The sequence below is a fragment of the Marinoscillum sp. genome (assembly GCF_040222955.1).
Lineage (GTDB): Bacteria > Bacteroidota > Bacteroidia > Cytophagales > Cyclobacteriaceae > Marinoscillum.
In genome coordinates this window covers 21924-36354 of the sequence record NZ_JAVKCA010000011.1, presented here as the reverse complement: position 1 = coordinate 36354, position 14431 = coordinate 21924, and the positions used below count along the sequence as shown (strand labels likewise).

The following is a 14431-nucleotide window of genomic DNA, read 5'->3' as shown; positions in this document are numbered from 1 at the left end:
CTATTGGACCAGAAGCATTTGGGAAGTCCATCGCCCATCCGCCTGAATTCTTACCACGTACACTCCAGCACTTAAATAAGGCAGAGGAATGCCGTTTTCAACTTCGTCGGATGAGTAGTGTGTCCTGCCCTGAAGCCCCAGGATTTCCACGGCGATTACCGCGCCGCTCGTGGACACGTTCAGAGTGGTCAGAGGTTTGGCAGGGTTGGGGAAAATCCGTGGCTCGTCCAGTACCCTGATAGCATTTGGGAAGCTCAGGGTGTCATCACTTTCACCTTTATGTCCTATGAGCGTAATGTCAAAAATTCCCCCATAGTTGTAATGCACTTCACCCCCATCGGGCCATTCCGCAGTTGGGGGATTGCCTCCATCAAAAATCCAGGAGTACCGGTCATAGCCATGACTTGTGTTGGTAACCAGCAGAGATTCACCTGCCTCCAGCGTAAGATCGGAAACCTCAAAATCCAGAGCGACCTCACAGCTGGTGAGTAAATCGTCTACACCAGTTCGTAGCGTTGACAGCCGATCATATACATTTCCTCCCGGGCAAAGCGTGCTGCACCCATCACGGTGACCTGCGATGTGGTCTATCTGACCTAATGGATGCCCAGTTGATCCAAAAGCATCAAGGTTTTCTTTTTGAAGTTTGAAAGCGGCTAGCTCCTGAAGTGTTGACCAGGTGGCACCAGTAGGGGAGGCTGTTTCATAATTTCCTAAAAGACAAACACCCATAGTGCGGCTATTGCTGCCACAGAAGTGGGCACCAAGCACATTGTCTTGCGCTCCGCCAGCGGGATCACGACCGGCATAAAGGGCGCCGTTTTGGGCGATCAGATAGTTGTATCCTATATCCGACCAACCATTCACCTCGGTATGATAGATGTAAATGTCACGTACCACTTGCGTGTAGTTGGTATTGGTATTGGAGCCCGCCGCATGATGCACGATCACGTGCTCTACGTCTGTGAAAGAGCGGCTATAGCTCGGAGGATTCAGTCCGTTGCGCCATTCTACCTGCAGGATAGGGGTTACCGAAAAATCACACTCCTCCTGATTGGACCTCAATTTCCCATCGGATGTCACCGGAGCTTTTCCACTGTTGATCAGAAAAATAGTGAAATCAGGGTGGGCAATAACACTGGTCACCTGAATGGGATCGGGCAAGGAAAGAAAGTAGGTGTACTCAGGCGCATCTGGATCCAGCGGCATTGTTCGGGTCAAACCATTCACCTCCACCTGAACGGAAGAGCCCTGGAAATATGTGCTTTTCAACACGAGCGCCGTGGTATGCTGACCAGCTAATACTTTTCCATTTTCATGGGTATACCTGAACGCACCAAGCTCCTGAGAAGATGGGTTCTTCTGGGCAGGGAGTGAGAAATATTGCAGGAAAAAGAGTAAGAGTATCGCGAGTTTTCTATGCACTGACAGTAAGGATTTCGTTCAGTTTACCTATAACGTAATCTACGTCTGCTTTGGTATTGAATCTACTGAATGAAAACCGTATGGCTCCTCTTTGCGGATCTGACCCTATGGCCGTGAGTACATGAGAGCCTATGTTGGACCCGCTACTGCAGGCACTTCCTCCGGAGGCAGAAATACCGTTGATGTCCAGGTTGAACAGCAGCATATCATTGTCTTCACTTGGCGGAAGGCTCACACTTAGCACCGTATACAGACTATTCTCCAGATCGTCAGAGGTGCCGTTGAAGGATACCCGTTCTATGTGCTGCTTGAGTTGCTCTATCATATAAGACTTCACCGACTCTATCTGCTTTTTATGGTCGTCCATATTTGCATAAGCCAGGTCCAGCGCCTTGGCCAGGCCAATGATTCCATAGACGTTTTCCGTGCCACCGCGCATGTTGCGCTCCTGTGCTCCACCATGGATAAAGGGTTGTATTCTTTTTTCATGATTGACATAAAGGAATCCCACTCCCTTGGGGCCGTGAAACTTATGGGCAGAGCCAACCACAAAATTGGCTTTCAACTCCTGCAGGTCATGACGGAAGTGTGCCATGGACTGCACCGTGTCCGTGTGAAACACGGCGCCATATTCTTTGCTCAGCTCAGCGATGGCATGAATGTCATTCATGGTACCAATTTCGTTGTTGGCGTGCATCAGAGTGATGAGCGTGTTCGGGTCTTTTTTCAGGAGCTGTTCGATCTGATCCAGACTGATCCGACCTTTTTCGTCTACATCCAGGAGGTCCAGGTTCACTTTGCCTTTTTTGGCGAGCATTTCCACGGTGTGAAGTACGGCGTGATGCTCCAGAGGTGTGGTAATGATGTTTTTTACCCCATAATCTTCTATTGTGCAGCGAATAGCCGTATTGTCGGCTTCAGTGCCACCCGAAGTGAAAAAGATTTCGGACGGAGACGTGTTGAGGAGATCGGCAATTTTCTTGCGTGCTTTTTCTATGGCAGATCGCACCTGTCTTCCATGCCAGTGGATGGACGAAGGGTTGCCATAATACTCCAGCATATATGGCTTCATTTCTTCAAATACAGCCTCGTCGAGAGGGGTGGTAGCCGCATTATCAAAATATACTTTTTTCATTTCGAGGACGTATGTTAACTATGCAAAGCACAAAATTAAGCATATTATACCTTAGACCGACAACATCTATGGACATGAATAAGCAGGTACTGGAATATTTGAAAAGGGTGCAGTCATTGGCCAAAACAGGACTGACTTATGCAGAAGATCCATATGATCGCGAGCGCTACGAGGAATTGAAGGAGAGCACCAACAATTTGCTGAGTGAGCTTGTGGGCGTAGAGGTCGGCCGTATAGTTTCTCAGTTTGAAAACCTGGACGACTATCCCACCCCGAAGGTGGATGTGCGCGGTGTGATTATTAAGGCGGGAAAAATACTGTTGATCCGTGAAAAGACCGATGGCAAGTGGGCCATGCCTGGAGGTTGGGCAGACAATGGATATTCACCTTCAGAGAATATCGTGAAAGAAGTATGGGAAGAGTCCGGCCTTAGGGTACGACCCGAGCGGTTGTTGGCAGTATGGGACAAGCGCAAGCATGACCATCCTGCCGATGTAAACAGCGTTTATAAGCTCAATTTCCTTTGTGTAGTGGAAGGCGGGGCGCTCAATCCGGGCCATGAAACCATGGGAGTCCAGTATTTCGGGATTGACGAATTACCGGAATTGTCGCTCATGAGAAATACCGCGGCACAAATCCAACAGCTTTATGAGTTGACGATTTCTGGGAGAGTTGATTTCGACTAAGCCGAAATCAACTCTTTGATGTCCATCATAAGTTTTTGTGCCAGGTGATCGGCCGTAGAAAGGCTGTCAGACTCGGCATAGATCCTGATAATGGGTTCAGTATTGGACTTTCTGAGGTGTACCCATTCATTGTCAAATTCGATTTTCAGACCGTCTATGGTTGAAAACTTGTTTTTGGCATATTTCAGTTGGAGGTTTTCCAATACACTGTCCAAATCCAAATCGGCATCCAGCTCGATCTTATTTTTGGAGATGTGATAGCTCGGATAAGTGGCACGGAGCATGGAGGTGCTTTTGCCAAACTCAGCAAGGTGTGAGAGGAATAAGGCAATACCTACCAGCGCATCCCGTCCATAGTGGAGTTCCGGCAAAATCACCCCACCATTACCTTCACCCCCTATTACGGCGTTTGTTTCTTTCATGGCCGTGACCACATTTACCTCTCCTACTGCAGCGGCCTTGTATGTGTTCCCGTGTTTCTCAGTCACATCCTGTAGCGCGCGGGTAGAAGAAAGGTTGGAAACCGTATTTCCGCTTTTTTTACCCAGTACATAGTCAGCAATGGCTACGAGCGTATATTCTTCACCAAAAGGAACTCCATCCTCACAGACCATCACCAGTCTGTCCACATCCGGATCTACCACAAATCCCAGGTCAAAATCTCCACTGGTGATTTCGTTGCAGATTTGTGTGATGTTTTCCGGAAGTGGCTCGGGGTTGTGTGGAAAAATGCCATTGGGCTCACAGAAGAGTTCTGTCACCTCTACACCAAGCTTGCGGAGCAGTTTGGGCACGGCAATACCTCCGGTGCTGTTGACGCCATCTACTACCACTTTGAAGCCTTTTTCGCGAATGGCCTCTACATTGACCAGGTCTAGCTTCAAAATCTGCTCGATGTGCCAGTCGATGTAGTCATCGTTGGTTTCCACGGTGCCAAATTTCTTTGGATCCATAAAAAGCAGATCAGGGGAATCGGCCCAGGTGAGGACCTTCTCGCCATCAGCGGCAGTGATAAATTCTCCGTTTTCATTGAGCAACTTCAGGGCATTCCACCCGGATGGATTGTGACTGGCCGTGAGAATAATGCCCCCCTGTGCTTTTTCATTGACTACCGCCATCTCCACAGTGGGAGTAGTGGAAAGTCCCAGATCTACCACGTCTATGCCTTGAGCACGAAGGGTATTCTCTACGATGGCCGTGAAGATCACTCCTGAAGGCCTCGCATCTCTTCCGATCACCACTTTGGGCTGCTCGTGTGTTTCTTTGATCCACATGCCAAAGCCGGCTGTGAATTTAGCAACATCTATTGGGGTGAGTGTTTCACCCACTTTTCCGCCTACCGTGCCTCGCAGCCCGGCAATTGATTTAATTAGTGACAATATGATTCTTTTGGTGACAGCACAAAATCAGAAAAGCAGACTTTGCCGTCGGTTAGACATGTGATTAAATAAAAATAGTCAAATGGTAATTCGGTGCAGTTAGTTGAATTTAGCCATGAGTTTGTTGACTTCAGAGTCCGGGTTTCCACAGTTTTCATCCCCGCTCATTGTTTTGCCGCAATAGCCGCAGGTGGCACCTTCTTTATTCAAATAAGGGCTTTGTGAGGCACAGGTTCCTTTGAACTCTCCGTTTTTCTTGAAGATCAGTCTTACTGACATCAAGATGAAGAATATTGCGATAAATCCAATTCCTAGTAATACGGTAGCCATGAGGTTACAATTTGATGCAAAATTAAAGAATATTTGTAATCTTGTTCGTCTACAACACGCTTAGTTCCTTAAAGATTTCCACATGTCCAGACAATTGTCCAAGCCAGATCCCAAACGGGCCGAAAAACTTGTAGCCTTTGACCGGTTGCTTACCATCATGGATGAGCTTCGTGAAAATTGCCCATGGGATAAGAAACAAACCATGGAGACGCTGCGTCATCTGACCATTGAGGAAACCTATGAACTGGGAGATGCCATTTTGGAGAATGATCTGGATGAGGTAAAAAAGGAACTGGGAGACCTGATGCTGCATATGGTGTTTTATGCCAGAATAGGGGCAGAAAAGAAGGCGTTTGACGTCACAGATGTACTCAATGGCATCTGTGACAAATTGATTCATCGGCACCCACACATCTATGGAGATGTGGAAGCAAAGGATGAGCAGGCGGTAAAGGAGAACTGGGAAAAGATCAAACTCAAAGAGAAAGGAAATAAGTCTGTTTTGGGAGGAGTGCCCCCCTCATTGCCCGCTATGGTGAAGGCCATGAGGATTCAGGAGAAGGCCCGGGGCGCTGGTTTTGACTGGGATAAGAAGGAACAGGTGTGGGAAAAAGTGGAAGAGGAAATGCAGGAGTTCAAGGAGGAATTCAACATTGCAGATGAGCGAAAAATCAATAAGGAAAGAGCCCAAAATGAGTTCGGCGACCTGCTGTTTTCTCTGATCAATTACTCGAGGTTCATTGACATCAACCCCGAGGAGGCCCTGGAGCGAACCAACAAGAAGTTTATCAAAAGGTTCAACTACCTCGAATCTGAATCCTCAAAGGACGGCAAAGCACTGAGTGAAATGACGCTGGATGAAATGGATGCGTATTGGAATAGGGCCAAAAAGCTATAGTTTGAGAAGAGCACTTTGGGTGCTCTCCTGATTTTTGATTATTTTCAGTGCTCATTAACCTAAATTTTTTCAACTATGTATGAACTTAAAATCAATCACCTTGCAGTACTCGTTTCCGTCATCTGGATGTTTGTACTTGGTTTTCTGTGGTACGGCCCCCTATTTGGTGAGTCCTGGATGAGCTTGGTAGGACTTACCATGGAGGATGCTCAGGCCAATCCTCCCGGTGCTGGCGTGTGGGTGACCAACGTGATCTCCAGTGTGGTTCCGGTTTACTTAATGGCCTGGTTTTTTGTGAAGATGAATGTGCAATCTTTGGTGACGGGTGCTATTCACGGATTCCTTATAGGCTTTGCTTTCAATTTGCTTCCGGCAATGTCTGGAGGCATGTTTTCAGGTGATCCGTACGCATTGGCCTGGCTTCAGGGAGGATTTCAGGTGGCCGGATGGGCCGTGGCTGGTATGATTCTGGGTGCCTGGACCAAGTCCAAATAATTTTTTAAACTTAATGACTTGCGCAGGGTTTTGAGCCTATGCGCATTGTCATCAGGACTTCAGTATCTGCCGACCTGAAAGAGGTAAAGCAAGGCTTTACGGAGCAACTCTTCCTGTCATTGAACCCACCATTTCCTCCGGTAAAGCTATTGAGGTTTGATGGCTGTGAGAAAGGTGATCAGGTGGCGCTGGAGCTAAATTTTCTGCTTTTCAAACAGCAGTGGATCAGTGAAATCACTGAGTCTGCTGATCGAACCGGCAGTTGGAGTTTTGTAGATGTGGGCAGAAAGTTGCCGTTCTTTCTAAGAACCTGGGAGCATCGGCATGTGGTCATTCAGGTAGGAAAGGGAGCTGAGATCGTGGATGATATTCGATTTTCTACTGGCGCACTCCTGTCCGACGTACTCCTTTATCCGGTCCTATGGGCTCAATTTCTGTATAGAAAACCCATTTATAAGAAGTGGTTTAATAAAAAGCCCTCCTGAAGACTTTCAGGAGGGCTTTTTGCTGATGTGTTTACCTATATTTTTAAGCGTCTTTCCATTTAATGGTGCAACCGATCGCACGCTGTGTGGTGATAGCGGGTTTCTGACCTACTAAAAGGGCATCTATTGCTGATTCAACATATTTTTGTTTGACGTCTGATGCTTCCCTTGGGCTGTCATCTATCGCTCCTATGTATTCTACTCGTAGTTTGCCGTCAGATTCTTTGTTCAGTACATAGACATGAGGAGTTTTGGAAGCTCCAAATGCTGCGGTTACAGACTGGCTGTCATCCCTCAAATAGGGGAAAGAGTACTCCTTTTCTTTCGATCTCGCAATCATCTCTTCCATGGAGTCCCCTGGCTGCTTGCTGACGTCATTGGGGTTGATAGCGATGACCGGAAAGCCTTTAGCGGCGTACTTTTGATCCAGTTGCAGTATTCTCTGCTCGTAAAGCTTTGCATACGGGCAGGTATTACAGGTGAAAACCACAATGAACCCTTTCGCGGATTTGTAGTCTGCCAGTGAAACCATAGCCCCATCTACATTCTTGAGTTTAAAGTCTGAGGCATAGTCACCAACTTCATAACCCTCTTCAGGCGTATCAGTGGCACTCACGAATAAAACCGCCACAGTAACCAGCAAGCCAGTTACCAATAAGAATGTCCTTTTCATATTTTCAGTCATTTTGAAGTTAATTTTTCCACTACATTGTCCAGCTCTTGTTTTTCGAAGCTGCTTTCGTAAAAATATCTATTTCCTTTCTTATCTATAAACAAAGTAGCTGGAATGGCACCACTCCAGCTATTATCTATGGATGTAATGTATTTGTCGTAATCCTTTTCGTCCAGCAGGTAAGTAGAGAGGGCTACTTCTTTTTTCTCTAAAATTTTACGGGCCTTTTCAATGTCCTCAGGGAAGTCGAGGCTTACGAGTATGACTTCTGTGTTGTTGTTGGAAGCCAGAGCATTGAAGTAACCGAGCTCTTTCACACATGGACCACACCATGAAGCCCAAAAGTTGAATACCTTCAGTCCGGCGGTATTCGCACTCATAAGCTGCTGAAGTTCGGGGAGCTTAATGGGGCGTATTTCTTGCGCGGACGCTACGCCGATAAACAGCGTCAAAATGACGATCAGGGTTTTTTTCATTCTATGGTACGCATACGTGAAAACGTACGATTTTGTTTAATATAAAGGGCCTCAATTGCACTATTCCAATAGTTGATTCCATTCAGATTAGCGTTTTTCGGAGCTCGTTTTTTGCATGATCAGGATGGTGTGAGACACGGGGGTGGGGGTATATCAGAAGGGAGATGAGCCGGCATAAATAGTGAGATGAGGTCGGAAGATGGATTAGGCAAGGGCTTTAACAAAAAGAGATCAGTTAGCGAAATTTGATATTTGATATTTATGCACATTTTATTCACTTTATCCACAGCCCCTTAAAAAATGGCCATAATCATCTGTAATACAGATGTTTACACTGATGTACCTCAATGAAATATTTGTGGATAAGTCTGAATTTTTTCTGAAGCACAACATCCAATAGGAATTCTTAAGGTATTGATGTTCAGTCGGTTGAAAATTTGATCACTCTTTCGTCTGACGAATAAGCTTCTTGCGATAGGCATTGAATATCCTGGATTTGGAGATAAATCCCAGGTACTTTCCATTGTCTATAACGGGTAGGTTCCACGCCTGTGTAAGCTCGAACTTATTCATTACTGATTGCATTTTTTCCTGAGGGTTGAGATAGGCCGGAGGCTTCTGCATGATGGTTTTTACCACCACATTGGCCTGTTTTTCCGGGTCAAACATGATTTCTCTGATGTGATCCAGGGTGACAATCCCTTCCAGCTCGTTCCGGTCATTGACCACCGGAAAGATGTTTCGCTTGCTTTTTTTGACCAGGCCTACCAGTTCCTGAAGTTTGGCATCCGGGTGAATGGTCAACAAATCTTTTTCTACAATCTTTTTGAGATCAATCAGGCTAAGTACGATCAAATCACTATCGTATTGGATCAGGTCCCCTTTCTCAATGAGGTTTTTGGTATAAATGCTGTGTTTTTCGAAGTAAGAAATGGTGGTGAAGCTGATGGCTGAGACCAGCATCAGTGGGACAAACAGCATATAACCACTGGTGATCTCCGCGATGAGGAATATGGCGGTAAGTGGTGCATGTAGTACGCCACTCATCACACCACACATGCCTACGAGGGTGAAGTTACTCGCACTGATGTCGCTACTTGGCAGGATGAACTGTACCACTCTGGAAAACAGGAACCCGGTGACACCACCCATAAACAATGAAGGAGCGAACACTCCCCCACTACCGCCGGAGCCCAACGTGAGAGCGGTGGCAAAGGGTTTGGCCAGGATCACGAGCAGCAGAATGCCAATAACAATAAGCTCTTGATCAGCCAGTCCATAAAAAAAACTACCACTGAGAAATTTGACTTCATTTCCTTGTAGCAGACTTTTGATGGACTCGTAGCCTTCACCGTAGATAGGCGGAAAGACAAAGATGATCAGGGCGAGGGCGAGGCCTCCAAAAATTGCCCGGCCGTACTGGTTTCGGATGTTCTCTACCGCCCCTTCCACCAGGTAAGTAATCCGGATGAAGTATAGAGACGCCATTCCCGAGGCTATTCCGAGCAAAACATACCAGGGGGTATCCCGGGCCGAAAAGGTATCAACAAGCTTAAATGAGAACAAGATGTCTTCACCAAGTAAAACGATAGAGACCAGCTGTCCGCTGACCGAGGCAATGAGAATCGGGATGAATTTGCTGATTTTAACTTCCGTCAAAATGACCTCAATCGCAAAAATCACGCCTGCGATGGGAGAATTAAAGATGGCGGAGATCGCACCGGCAGCACCACAACCGATGAGCAGAGTTCTTTTCTTGTAATCGAGGTGGACAAACTGCCCGAAGTTGGAGCCGATGGCAGAGCCCGTAACCACGATGGGAGCCTCCAGTCCAACGGATCCACCGAAACCCACAGTAATCGCACTCTTGAGCATGTTGGACATCATGTATCGCTTGCGAATGCGGCTGGAGCTTTTGGAGATAGCCCGGAGAATGCGGGTGATGCCATGACCCGGAGTATCTCTAACCACAAATTTTCTTACCAACACGGTCAACAGAATGCCGATGATCGGGTATACAATGTAGAGATAGTTGATGCGGGTTACATCGAGATTTTGCTGCAGCAGAAGCTGCACATAATGCACCGTGCTTTTCAGGGTGACAGCCGCCAGACCCGCGGTAAGACCAATCACGCTGGCAACAATCAGAATAAAATTGTTGTCACTGATGTGTTTCAGTCGCCAGACCAAAAACGTCATCATCAAGCCAGAGAACTTTATTTTTTTGTTTGGCACGCTGCCACAAAGGTATAGTTTTCAGATTCAGGATAACTTTAATACAAAGTAAAAAAGACCATGGATTTTACACAAATAAAGGAGACTTGTCTCTACGTTCAGAATTTGGATCGAACCAGGGAGTTTTATGAGGGAGTTTTAGGCTTGAAAGTCATTTCCCACCAGAATCAGCGACATATTTTTTTCAGGCTGGGTACGTCAGTATTGTTATGTTTTATCTCTGAGGCCACCAGAAACGAAACCGTACTGCCGCCACATTATGCCGAAGGCAAACAGCACATAGCTTTTGAGGTGGCCCCCGGTGATTATGAAAGTGTGAAGAGAACCATGATAGAAAGAGGTGTAACCATTACCCATGAGCAGGAATGGAGACCTTTGGTCAATTCTTTTTACTTCGAAGACCCTGATGGTCACGTGTTGGAGATCGTGCCTGCGGGAATGTGGGATTAACGGGATTAGATGAGTAGGCCGTTGACTTTCTCGAGGGCTTCTTCCACATACTTGAAAGTGGAGAGAATTTCAGGCTTTCCGTCCACGACAGCTACATTGTGTTCAAAATGTGCAGATGGCATCTTGTCTGCCGTCACGATGGTCCAGCCGTCAGAAAGCTGAATAACCCGTCGGGTACCCATATTGATCATGGGTTCAATAGCGATTACCAGGCCCTCTTTTATCTTAGAACCATGTCCTCTTTTGCCATAGTTGGGCACCTCAGGAGACTCGTGCATTTTTTTCCCCAGTCCATGACCGACCAGCTCGCGTACTACTCCATATCCAAAACTCTCCGTGTAGTTCTGTATGGCAAAGCCAATGTCGCCCATTCTGTTGCCTGCTACGGTTTGGGCGATACCCAGGTAAAGGCTCTCTTTGGTGACTTTCAGGAGCTGTTTGATGTCGTCAGACACCTCACCTACAGCAAATGTATAGGCATGATCTCCATAATATCCGTTTTTGAAAGCGCCAATGTCCATGCCCACAATGTCTCCTTCCCGGAGAGGCCGGTTGGTAGGGATGCCATGTACCACTTGTTCATTGACAGAGGTAATGATGGTATTGGGGTAATCATAAAGTCCTAAAAAACCAGGAACGGCTCCTGAGTCCCTGATGTATTCTTCTGCGATTTTATCCAGTTCCAAAGGGGTGATACCGGGCCTGATGTGCTCAGCCATGACCGCCAGTGTTTTGGACACTATCAGCGCACTCTGCCGAATGAGTTCTATCTCTTCTTTGGACTTATAATGGATCATATACCGTGAAAAAAATGGGAGCACAAAAGTAATAAAAAAACCCTCCCGATAAAGGCGAGGGTTTTTTGATTTGCTATATGAAAGTTATTTTATAATAAGATTAAGATTTTGTCACACCTTCCAGTACTTCTTTGATGTCAACTCGTTTGCCATCTTTGAAAGACACGATGAAAGCGTCTTTAACACCCATTTCTCTCAGGTATTTCTTGAAAGTATCTGCTTCCCAATAGTCTCTGAATGCTCCGATGGTGAATTTGTTCAGATTGCCATCTTTCTCCTGAGAGAAGTTCTTGGCCTGATCAAATTTGGCCAGATCCTTTTTGGCATATGCCCCGATCTGTACTTTGAAAACCACACCGACGTTTTCGTTGATTCCGCCCTGGTCTGCATTGGCCGGTACAGCAGGTCTTGTGTTGGCCTCCGCCAGCTCATCTCTGAGTTTGGACACCTGAGCCTGATAAGATGAAATTTGCTCATCCTTGTCAGCTAGTTTGTCATCTACACCAGCCAATTCATTCTTCAGACTGGCTGTCTGACTTTTAAGGGATTTATTTTCTTCTATAAGCACTTTATACTGTTCTGGCTCCAGTGCCTTGATTCTCTTTTTCCACTCTTTTTGTTCGCTTTTCGACATTTGAGCTGTGGCATTGAAACCTACAGTTACGAAAAATACCAGGAGTAATAATGTGACGATCCTTTTCATGTTTTAATCTATTGATTCATAATTAATTACATAACTAGTACTAAAGTACTAAAATAACTAAAAAAAACGCAAATTTTTACGACTTCAAGCTACCAATCATATCTTCGGGTTTCACCCACTCATCAAACTGCTCACTGGTGAGCAGGTCAAGCTGAATCGCTGCTTCGCGCAGGGTTGATCCCTCCTTATGTGCTTTTTTGGCGATTTTAGCTGCATTTTCATACCCTATGTGAGTATTCAATGCTGTGACTAACATAAGGGAATTTTCCAGCTTTTCCTTAATCACCGGATAATTTGGTTCTATGCCAATGGCACAATGGTCATTGAAAGATTCGCAGGCATCTCCCAAAAGTCGTGCAGATGTGAGGAGGTTGTACACCATCATCGGCTTGAAGACATTCAACTCAAACTGGCCGTAGATGCCACCCGCAGATACTGCCACATCATTTCCGAGCACCTGTGCACAGACCATCGTGAGCGCTTCACACTGCGTAGGGTTCACCTTGCCGGGCATGATGGATGAGCCGGGCTCATTTTCCGGGATGATGATCTCACCAATACCACTTCTTGGACCGGAGCAAAGCATTCGAATGTCATTGCCGATTTTCATCAGGCTTACAGCCAGTTGCTTTAGTGCGCCGTGGGTTTCTACCATGGCATCATGAGCGGCCAGCGCTTCGAATTTATTTTCGGCAGTGATAAATGGAAGGCCGGCATTCTGAGCTATTTTTTTGGCCACGAGCACATCGTAACCTGCCGGTGTGTTGAGACCAGTACCCACGGCCGTACCACCTAGCGCCAGCTCACTCAGGTGGGCCAGCGTGTTGTTGAGTGCTTTCAGGCTGTGGTCAAGTTGTGACACGTAGCCAGAGAATTCCTGACCCAGGCTCAGTGGAGTGGCATCCATAAAATGGGTGCGCCCGATCTTCACCACATGCTGAAACGCATCAGATTTGGCTTTAAGGGTATCTCTCAGTTTTTTCACACCTGGGATAGTGTGCTCCACTACTATTTTGTAAGAAGCGATGTGCATCGCTGTAGGGAAGGTGTCATTGGACGACTGACTTTTGTTCACATCATCATTCGGGTGAATGAATTTCTTTTCGTCGCTCAACTTGCCTCCCTTGAGTACATGGGCACGGTTGGCAATCACCTCGTTGCAGTTCATGTTGGACTGTGTGCCAGACCCCGTCTGCCAAATGACCAAAGGAAACTGATCGTCCAGCTGACCTGCGAGGATCTCGTCGCAGACTTTACCGATTAAATCAGATTTCTCTTTGGGCAATACGCCCAGTTCCTGATTGGCCTGGGCAGCGGACTTTTTCAGAATGGCAAAAGCCTGAATGATTTCCAGAGGCATAAGCATGTTGGCGCCTCCTATTTTGAAATTGTCCCTGGATCGTTGTGTCTGAGCCCCCCAGTACTTGTCAGCGGGGACCTGTACCTCCCCCATTGTGTCGTGTTCTATGCGAATCTCCATGTTTCGAGAATGTGTTTTCAATGAAATGTCTTAGACAAAATTAACACAAACTTGCTGACGATTACTTCGAAATAGAACTGAATTGTCTCTTTGCCGTTTTAGTAGTAGGTTTGCGTAGTTTAGAATTATTCTAAATAGATGAAAAGTACAAAAGTTCTCATTTCTGACTTTCAGTTTCTAACAAGAGCAGGACTCATTCACCTCATCGGTGAGAAGGAGGAGTTTGAGCTATTGGGTACGGTAGAGGAACCCGAAAACTTGTTGAGTTCAGTCTTACAGCACCATCCCGATGTACTCCTGATGGACTATAAAAGTCAGGATCCGGTGCTCCTTTCCTTGCTGAAGCAAGTAGTCAATTCTCAGGCCACCAATGTGCTCATTATTACCAACGAGGACAACAGGCAAGCCATCAAAGATCTGCTGGAGTTGGGGATCAAGGGGATCGTAACAAAGAACTGCAGCCGTCAGGAGATTTTAAATGCCATTGAATCTGTGGCGCTCAACAGTCGGTTTTACTGCAACAGGATTTTGGATTTGCTGGTGGAGGAAGATAAGCGAACCCGTGAGAATAACTGTGAGCCAACGGACCTGTCACCCAGGGAATACGAAGTGCTCAACCTGATTACGAAAGGATACCGGACTGCTGATATAGCGGAAACGCTCCACCTCAGTGTTCACACCATCAATTCACACAGAAAAAACATTCTGAAGAAACTCAACCTTAAATCACCTACCGAACTTATTGTATATGCCATGGAAAGTGGATTGGTCAAGGCATGATATA

At 46.4% G+C, this 14431-nt stretch carries 16 protein-coding genes; 6 read left to right on the top strand and 10 right to left on the bottom strand.

What is annotated here, in order from left to right; translation table 11 throughout:
* Both RIH33_RS10145 and RIH33_RS10140 read right to left on the bottom strand, forming a co-directional pair.
* On the bottom strand, positions 1 to 1425 hold the full coding sequence (locus tag RIH33_RS10145; protein WP_406652050.1) for an N-acetylmuramoyl-L-alanine amidase: 1425 nt from the start codon (positions 1423 to 1425) through the stop codon (positions 1 to 3).
* Positions 1418 to 2560, bottom strand: a complete 1143-nt coding sequence (locus tag RIH33_RS10140) for a cysteine desulfurase family protein (protein WP_406652048.1) — start codon at positions 2558 to 2560, stop codon at positions 1418 to 1420. Before RIH33_RS10140 ends, RIH33_RS10145 begins: the two co-directional genes overlap by 8 nt.
* 74 nt (positions 2561 to 2634) lie before the next feature.
* Here RIH33_RS10140 and RIH33_RS10135 point away from each other — a divergent pair, with 74 nt between their 5' ends.
* Positions 2635 to 3246: an NUDIX hydrolase gene (locus tag RIH33_RS10135; protein WP_406652047.1), complete on the top strand. Its 612-nt coding sequence runs from the start codon at positions 2635 to 2637 to the stop codon at positions 3244 to 3246.
* On the opposite strand, the gene glmM is transcribed toward RIH33_RS10135, so the two are convergent.
* Together glmM and RIH33_RS10125 are read right to left on the bottom strand one after the other, a co-directional pair.
* The gene (glmM, locus tag RIH33_RS10130) at positions 3243 to 4625 is read right to left on the bottom strand and encodes a phosphoglucosamine mutase (protein ID WP_406652046.1); all 1383 of its coding nucleotides are present in this window, start codon (positions 4623 to 4625) and stop codon (positions 3243 to 3245) included. The two genes, RIH33_RS10135 and glmM, sit on opposite strands and share 4 nt — an antisense overlap.
* A 99-nt stretch (positions 4626 to 4724) precedes the next feature.
* The gene (locus RIH33_RS10125; protein WP_406652044.1) at positions 4725 to 4955 is read right to left on the bottom strand and encodes a hypothetical protein; all 231 of its coding nucleotides are present in this window, start codon (positions 4953 to 4955) and stop codon (positions 4725 to 4727) included.
* A gap of 82 nt (positions 4956 to 5037) precedes the next feature.
* Between RIH33_RS10125 and mazG the strand changes: the two genes are divergently transcribed.
* The 3 genes from mazG (at position 5038) to RIH33_RS10110 (ending at position 6833) form a co-directional block, all read left to right on the top strand.
* Complete coding sequence (gene mazG, locus RIH33_RS10120) at positions 5038 to 5853, top strand: nucleoside triphosphate pyrophosphohydrolase (RefSeq protein ID WP_406652043.1); 816 nt, start codon at positions 5038 to 5040, stop codon at positions 5851 to 5853.
* A gap of 75 nt (positions 5854 to 5928) precedes the next feature.
* Positions 5929 to 6348 (top strand): DUF1761 domain-containing protein, encoded by a 420-nt coding sequence (locus tag RIH33_RS10115; protein ID WP_406652042.1) that lies wholly within the window; start codon positions 5929 to 5931, stop codon positions 6346 to 6348.
* Between the two features lie 38 nt (positions 6349 to 6386).
* The gene (locus RIH33_RS10110; protein WP_406652041.1) at positions 6387 to 6833 is read left to right on the top strand and encodes a hypothetical protein; all 447 of its coding nucleotides are present in this window, start codon (positions 6387 to 6389) and stop codon (positions 6831 to 6833) included.
* 43 nt (positions 6834 to 6876) lie between these two features.
* On the opposite strand, the gene RIH33_RS10105 is transcribed toward RIH33_RS10110, so the two are convergent.
* The 3 genes from RIH33_RS10105 to RIH33_RS10095 all read right to left on the bottom strand — a co-directional run bounded on the left by RIH33_RS10105 (position 6877) and on the right by RIH33_RS10095 (position 10184).
* Positions 6877 to 7506, bottom strand: coding sequence for a thioredoxin family protein (locus RIH33_RS10105; RefSeq protein WP_406652040.1), 630 nt, complete (start codon positions 7504 to 7506; stop codon positions 6877 to 6879).
* A gap of 8 nt (positions 7507 to 7514) precedes the next feature.
* The gene (locus RIH33_RS10100; RefSeq protein WP_406652038.1) at positions 7515 to 7982 is read right to left on the bottom strand and encodes a TlpA family protein disulfide reductase; all 468 of its coding nucleotides are present in this window, start codon (positions 7980 to 7982) and stop codon (positions 7515 to 7517) included.
* 441 nt (positions 7983 to 8423) lie between these two features.
* Complete coding sequence (locus RIH33_RS10095) at positions 8424 to 10184, bottom strand: chloride channel protein (protein WP_406652037.1); 1761 nt, start codon at positions 10182 to 10184, stop codon at positions 8424 to 8426.
* A gap of 93 nt (positions 10185 to 10277) precedes the next feature.
* On the opposite strand from RIH33_RS10095, the gene RIH33_RS10090 reads away from it, so the two are divergent.
* Positions 10278 to 10667 carry a VOC family protein gene (locus RIH33_RS10090; RefSeq protein ID WP_406652036.1) on the top strand — a complete coding sequence of 130 codons (390 nt, stop codon included), beginning with the start codon at positions 10278 to 10280 and terminating at the stop codon, positions 10665 to 10667.
* 5 nt (positions 10668 to 10672) lie between these two features.
* Here RIH33_RS10090 and map read toward each other — a convergent pair whose 3' ends face one another.
* From map to fumC, 3 genes are all read right to left on the bottom strand, one after another.
* The gene (gene map / locus RIH33_RS10085; protein ID WP_406652034.1) at positions 10673 to 11464 is read right to left on the bottom strand and encodes a type I methionyl aminopeptidase; all 792 of its coding nucleotides are present in this window, start codon (positions 11462 to 11464) and stop codon (positions 10673 to 10675) included.
* Positions 11465 to 11564: 100 nt separating this feature from the next.
* Positions 11565 to 12167 (bottom strand): Ezrin/radixin/moesin family protein, encoded by a 603-nt coding sequence (locus tag RIH33_RS10080; RefSeq protein WP_406652033.1) that lies wholly within the window; start codon positions 12165 to 12167, stop codon positions 11565 to 11567.
* 76 nt (positions 12168 to 12243) lie between these two features.
* Positions 12244 to 13647 (bottom strand): class II fumarate hydratase, encoded by a 1404-nt coding sequence (gene fumC, locus RIH33_RS10075; RefSeq protein ID WP_406652188.1) that lies wholly within the window; start codon positions 13645 to 13647, stop codon positions 12244 to 12246.
* A gap of 138 nt (positions 13648 to 13785) precedes the next feature.
* Here fumC and RIH33_RS10070 point away from each other — a divergent pair, with 138 nt between their 5' ends.
* Complete coding sequence (locus tag RIH33_RS10070) at positions 13786 to 14427, top strand: LuxR C-terminal-related transcriptional regulator (RefSeq protein WP_406652032.1); 642 nt, start codon at positions 13786 to 13788, stop codon at positions 14425 to 14427.
* Positions 14428 to 14431 lie beyond the last annotated feature (4 nt).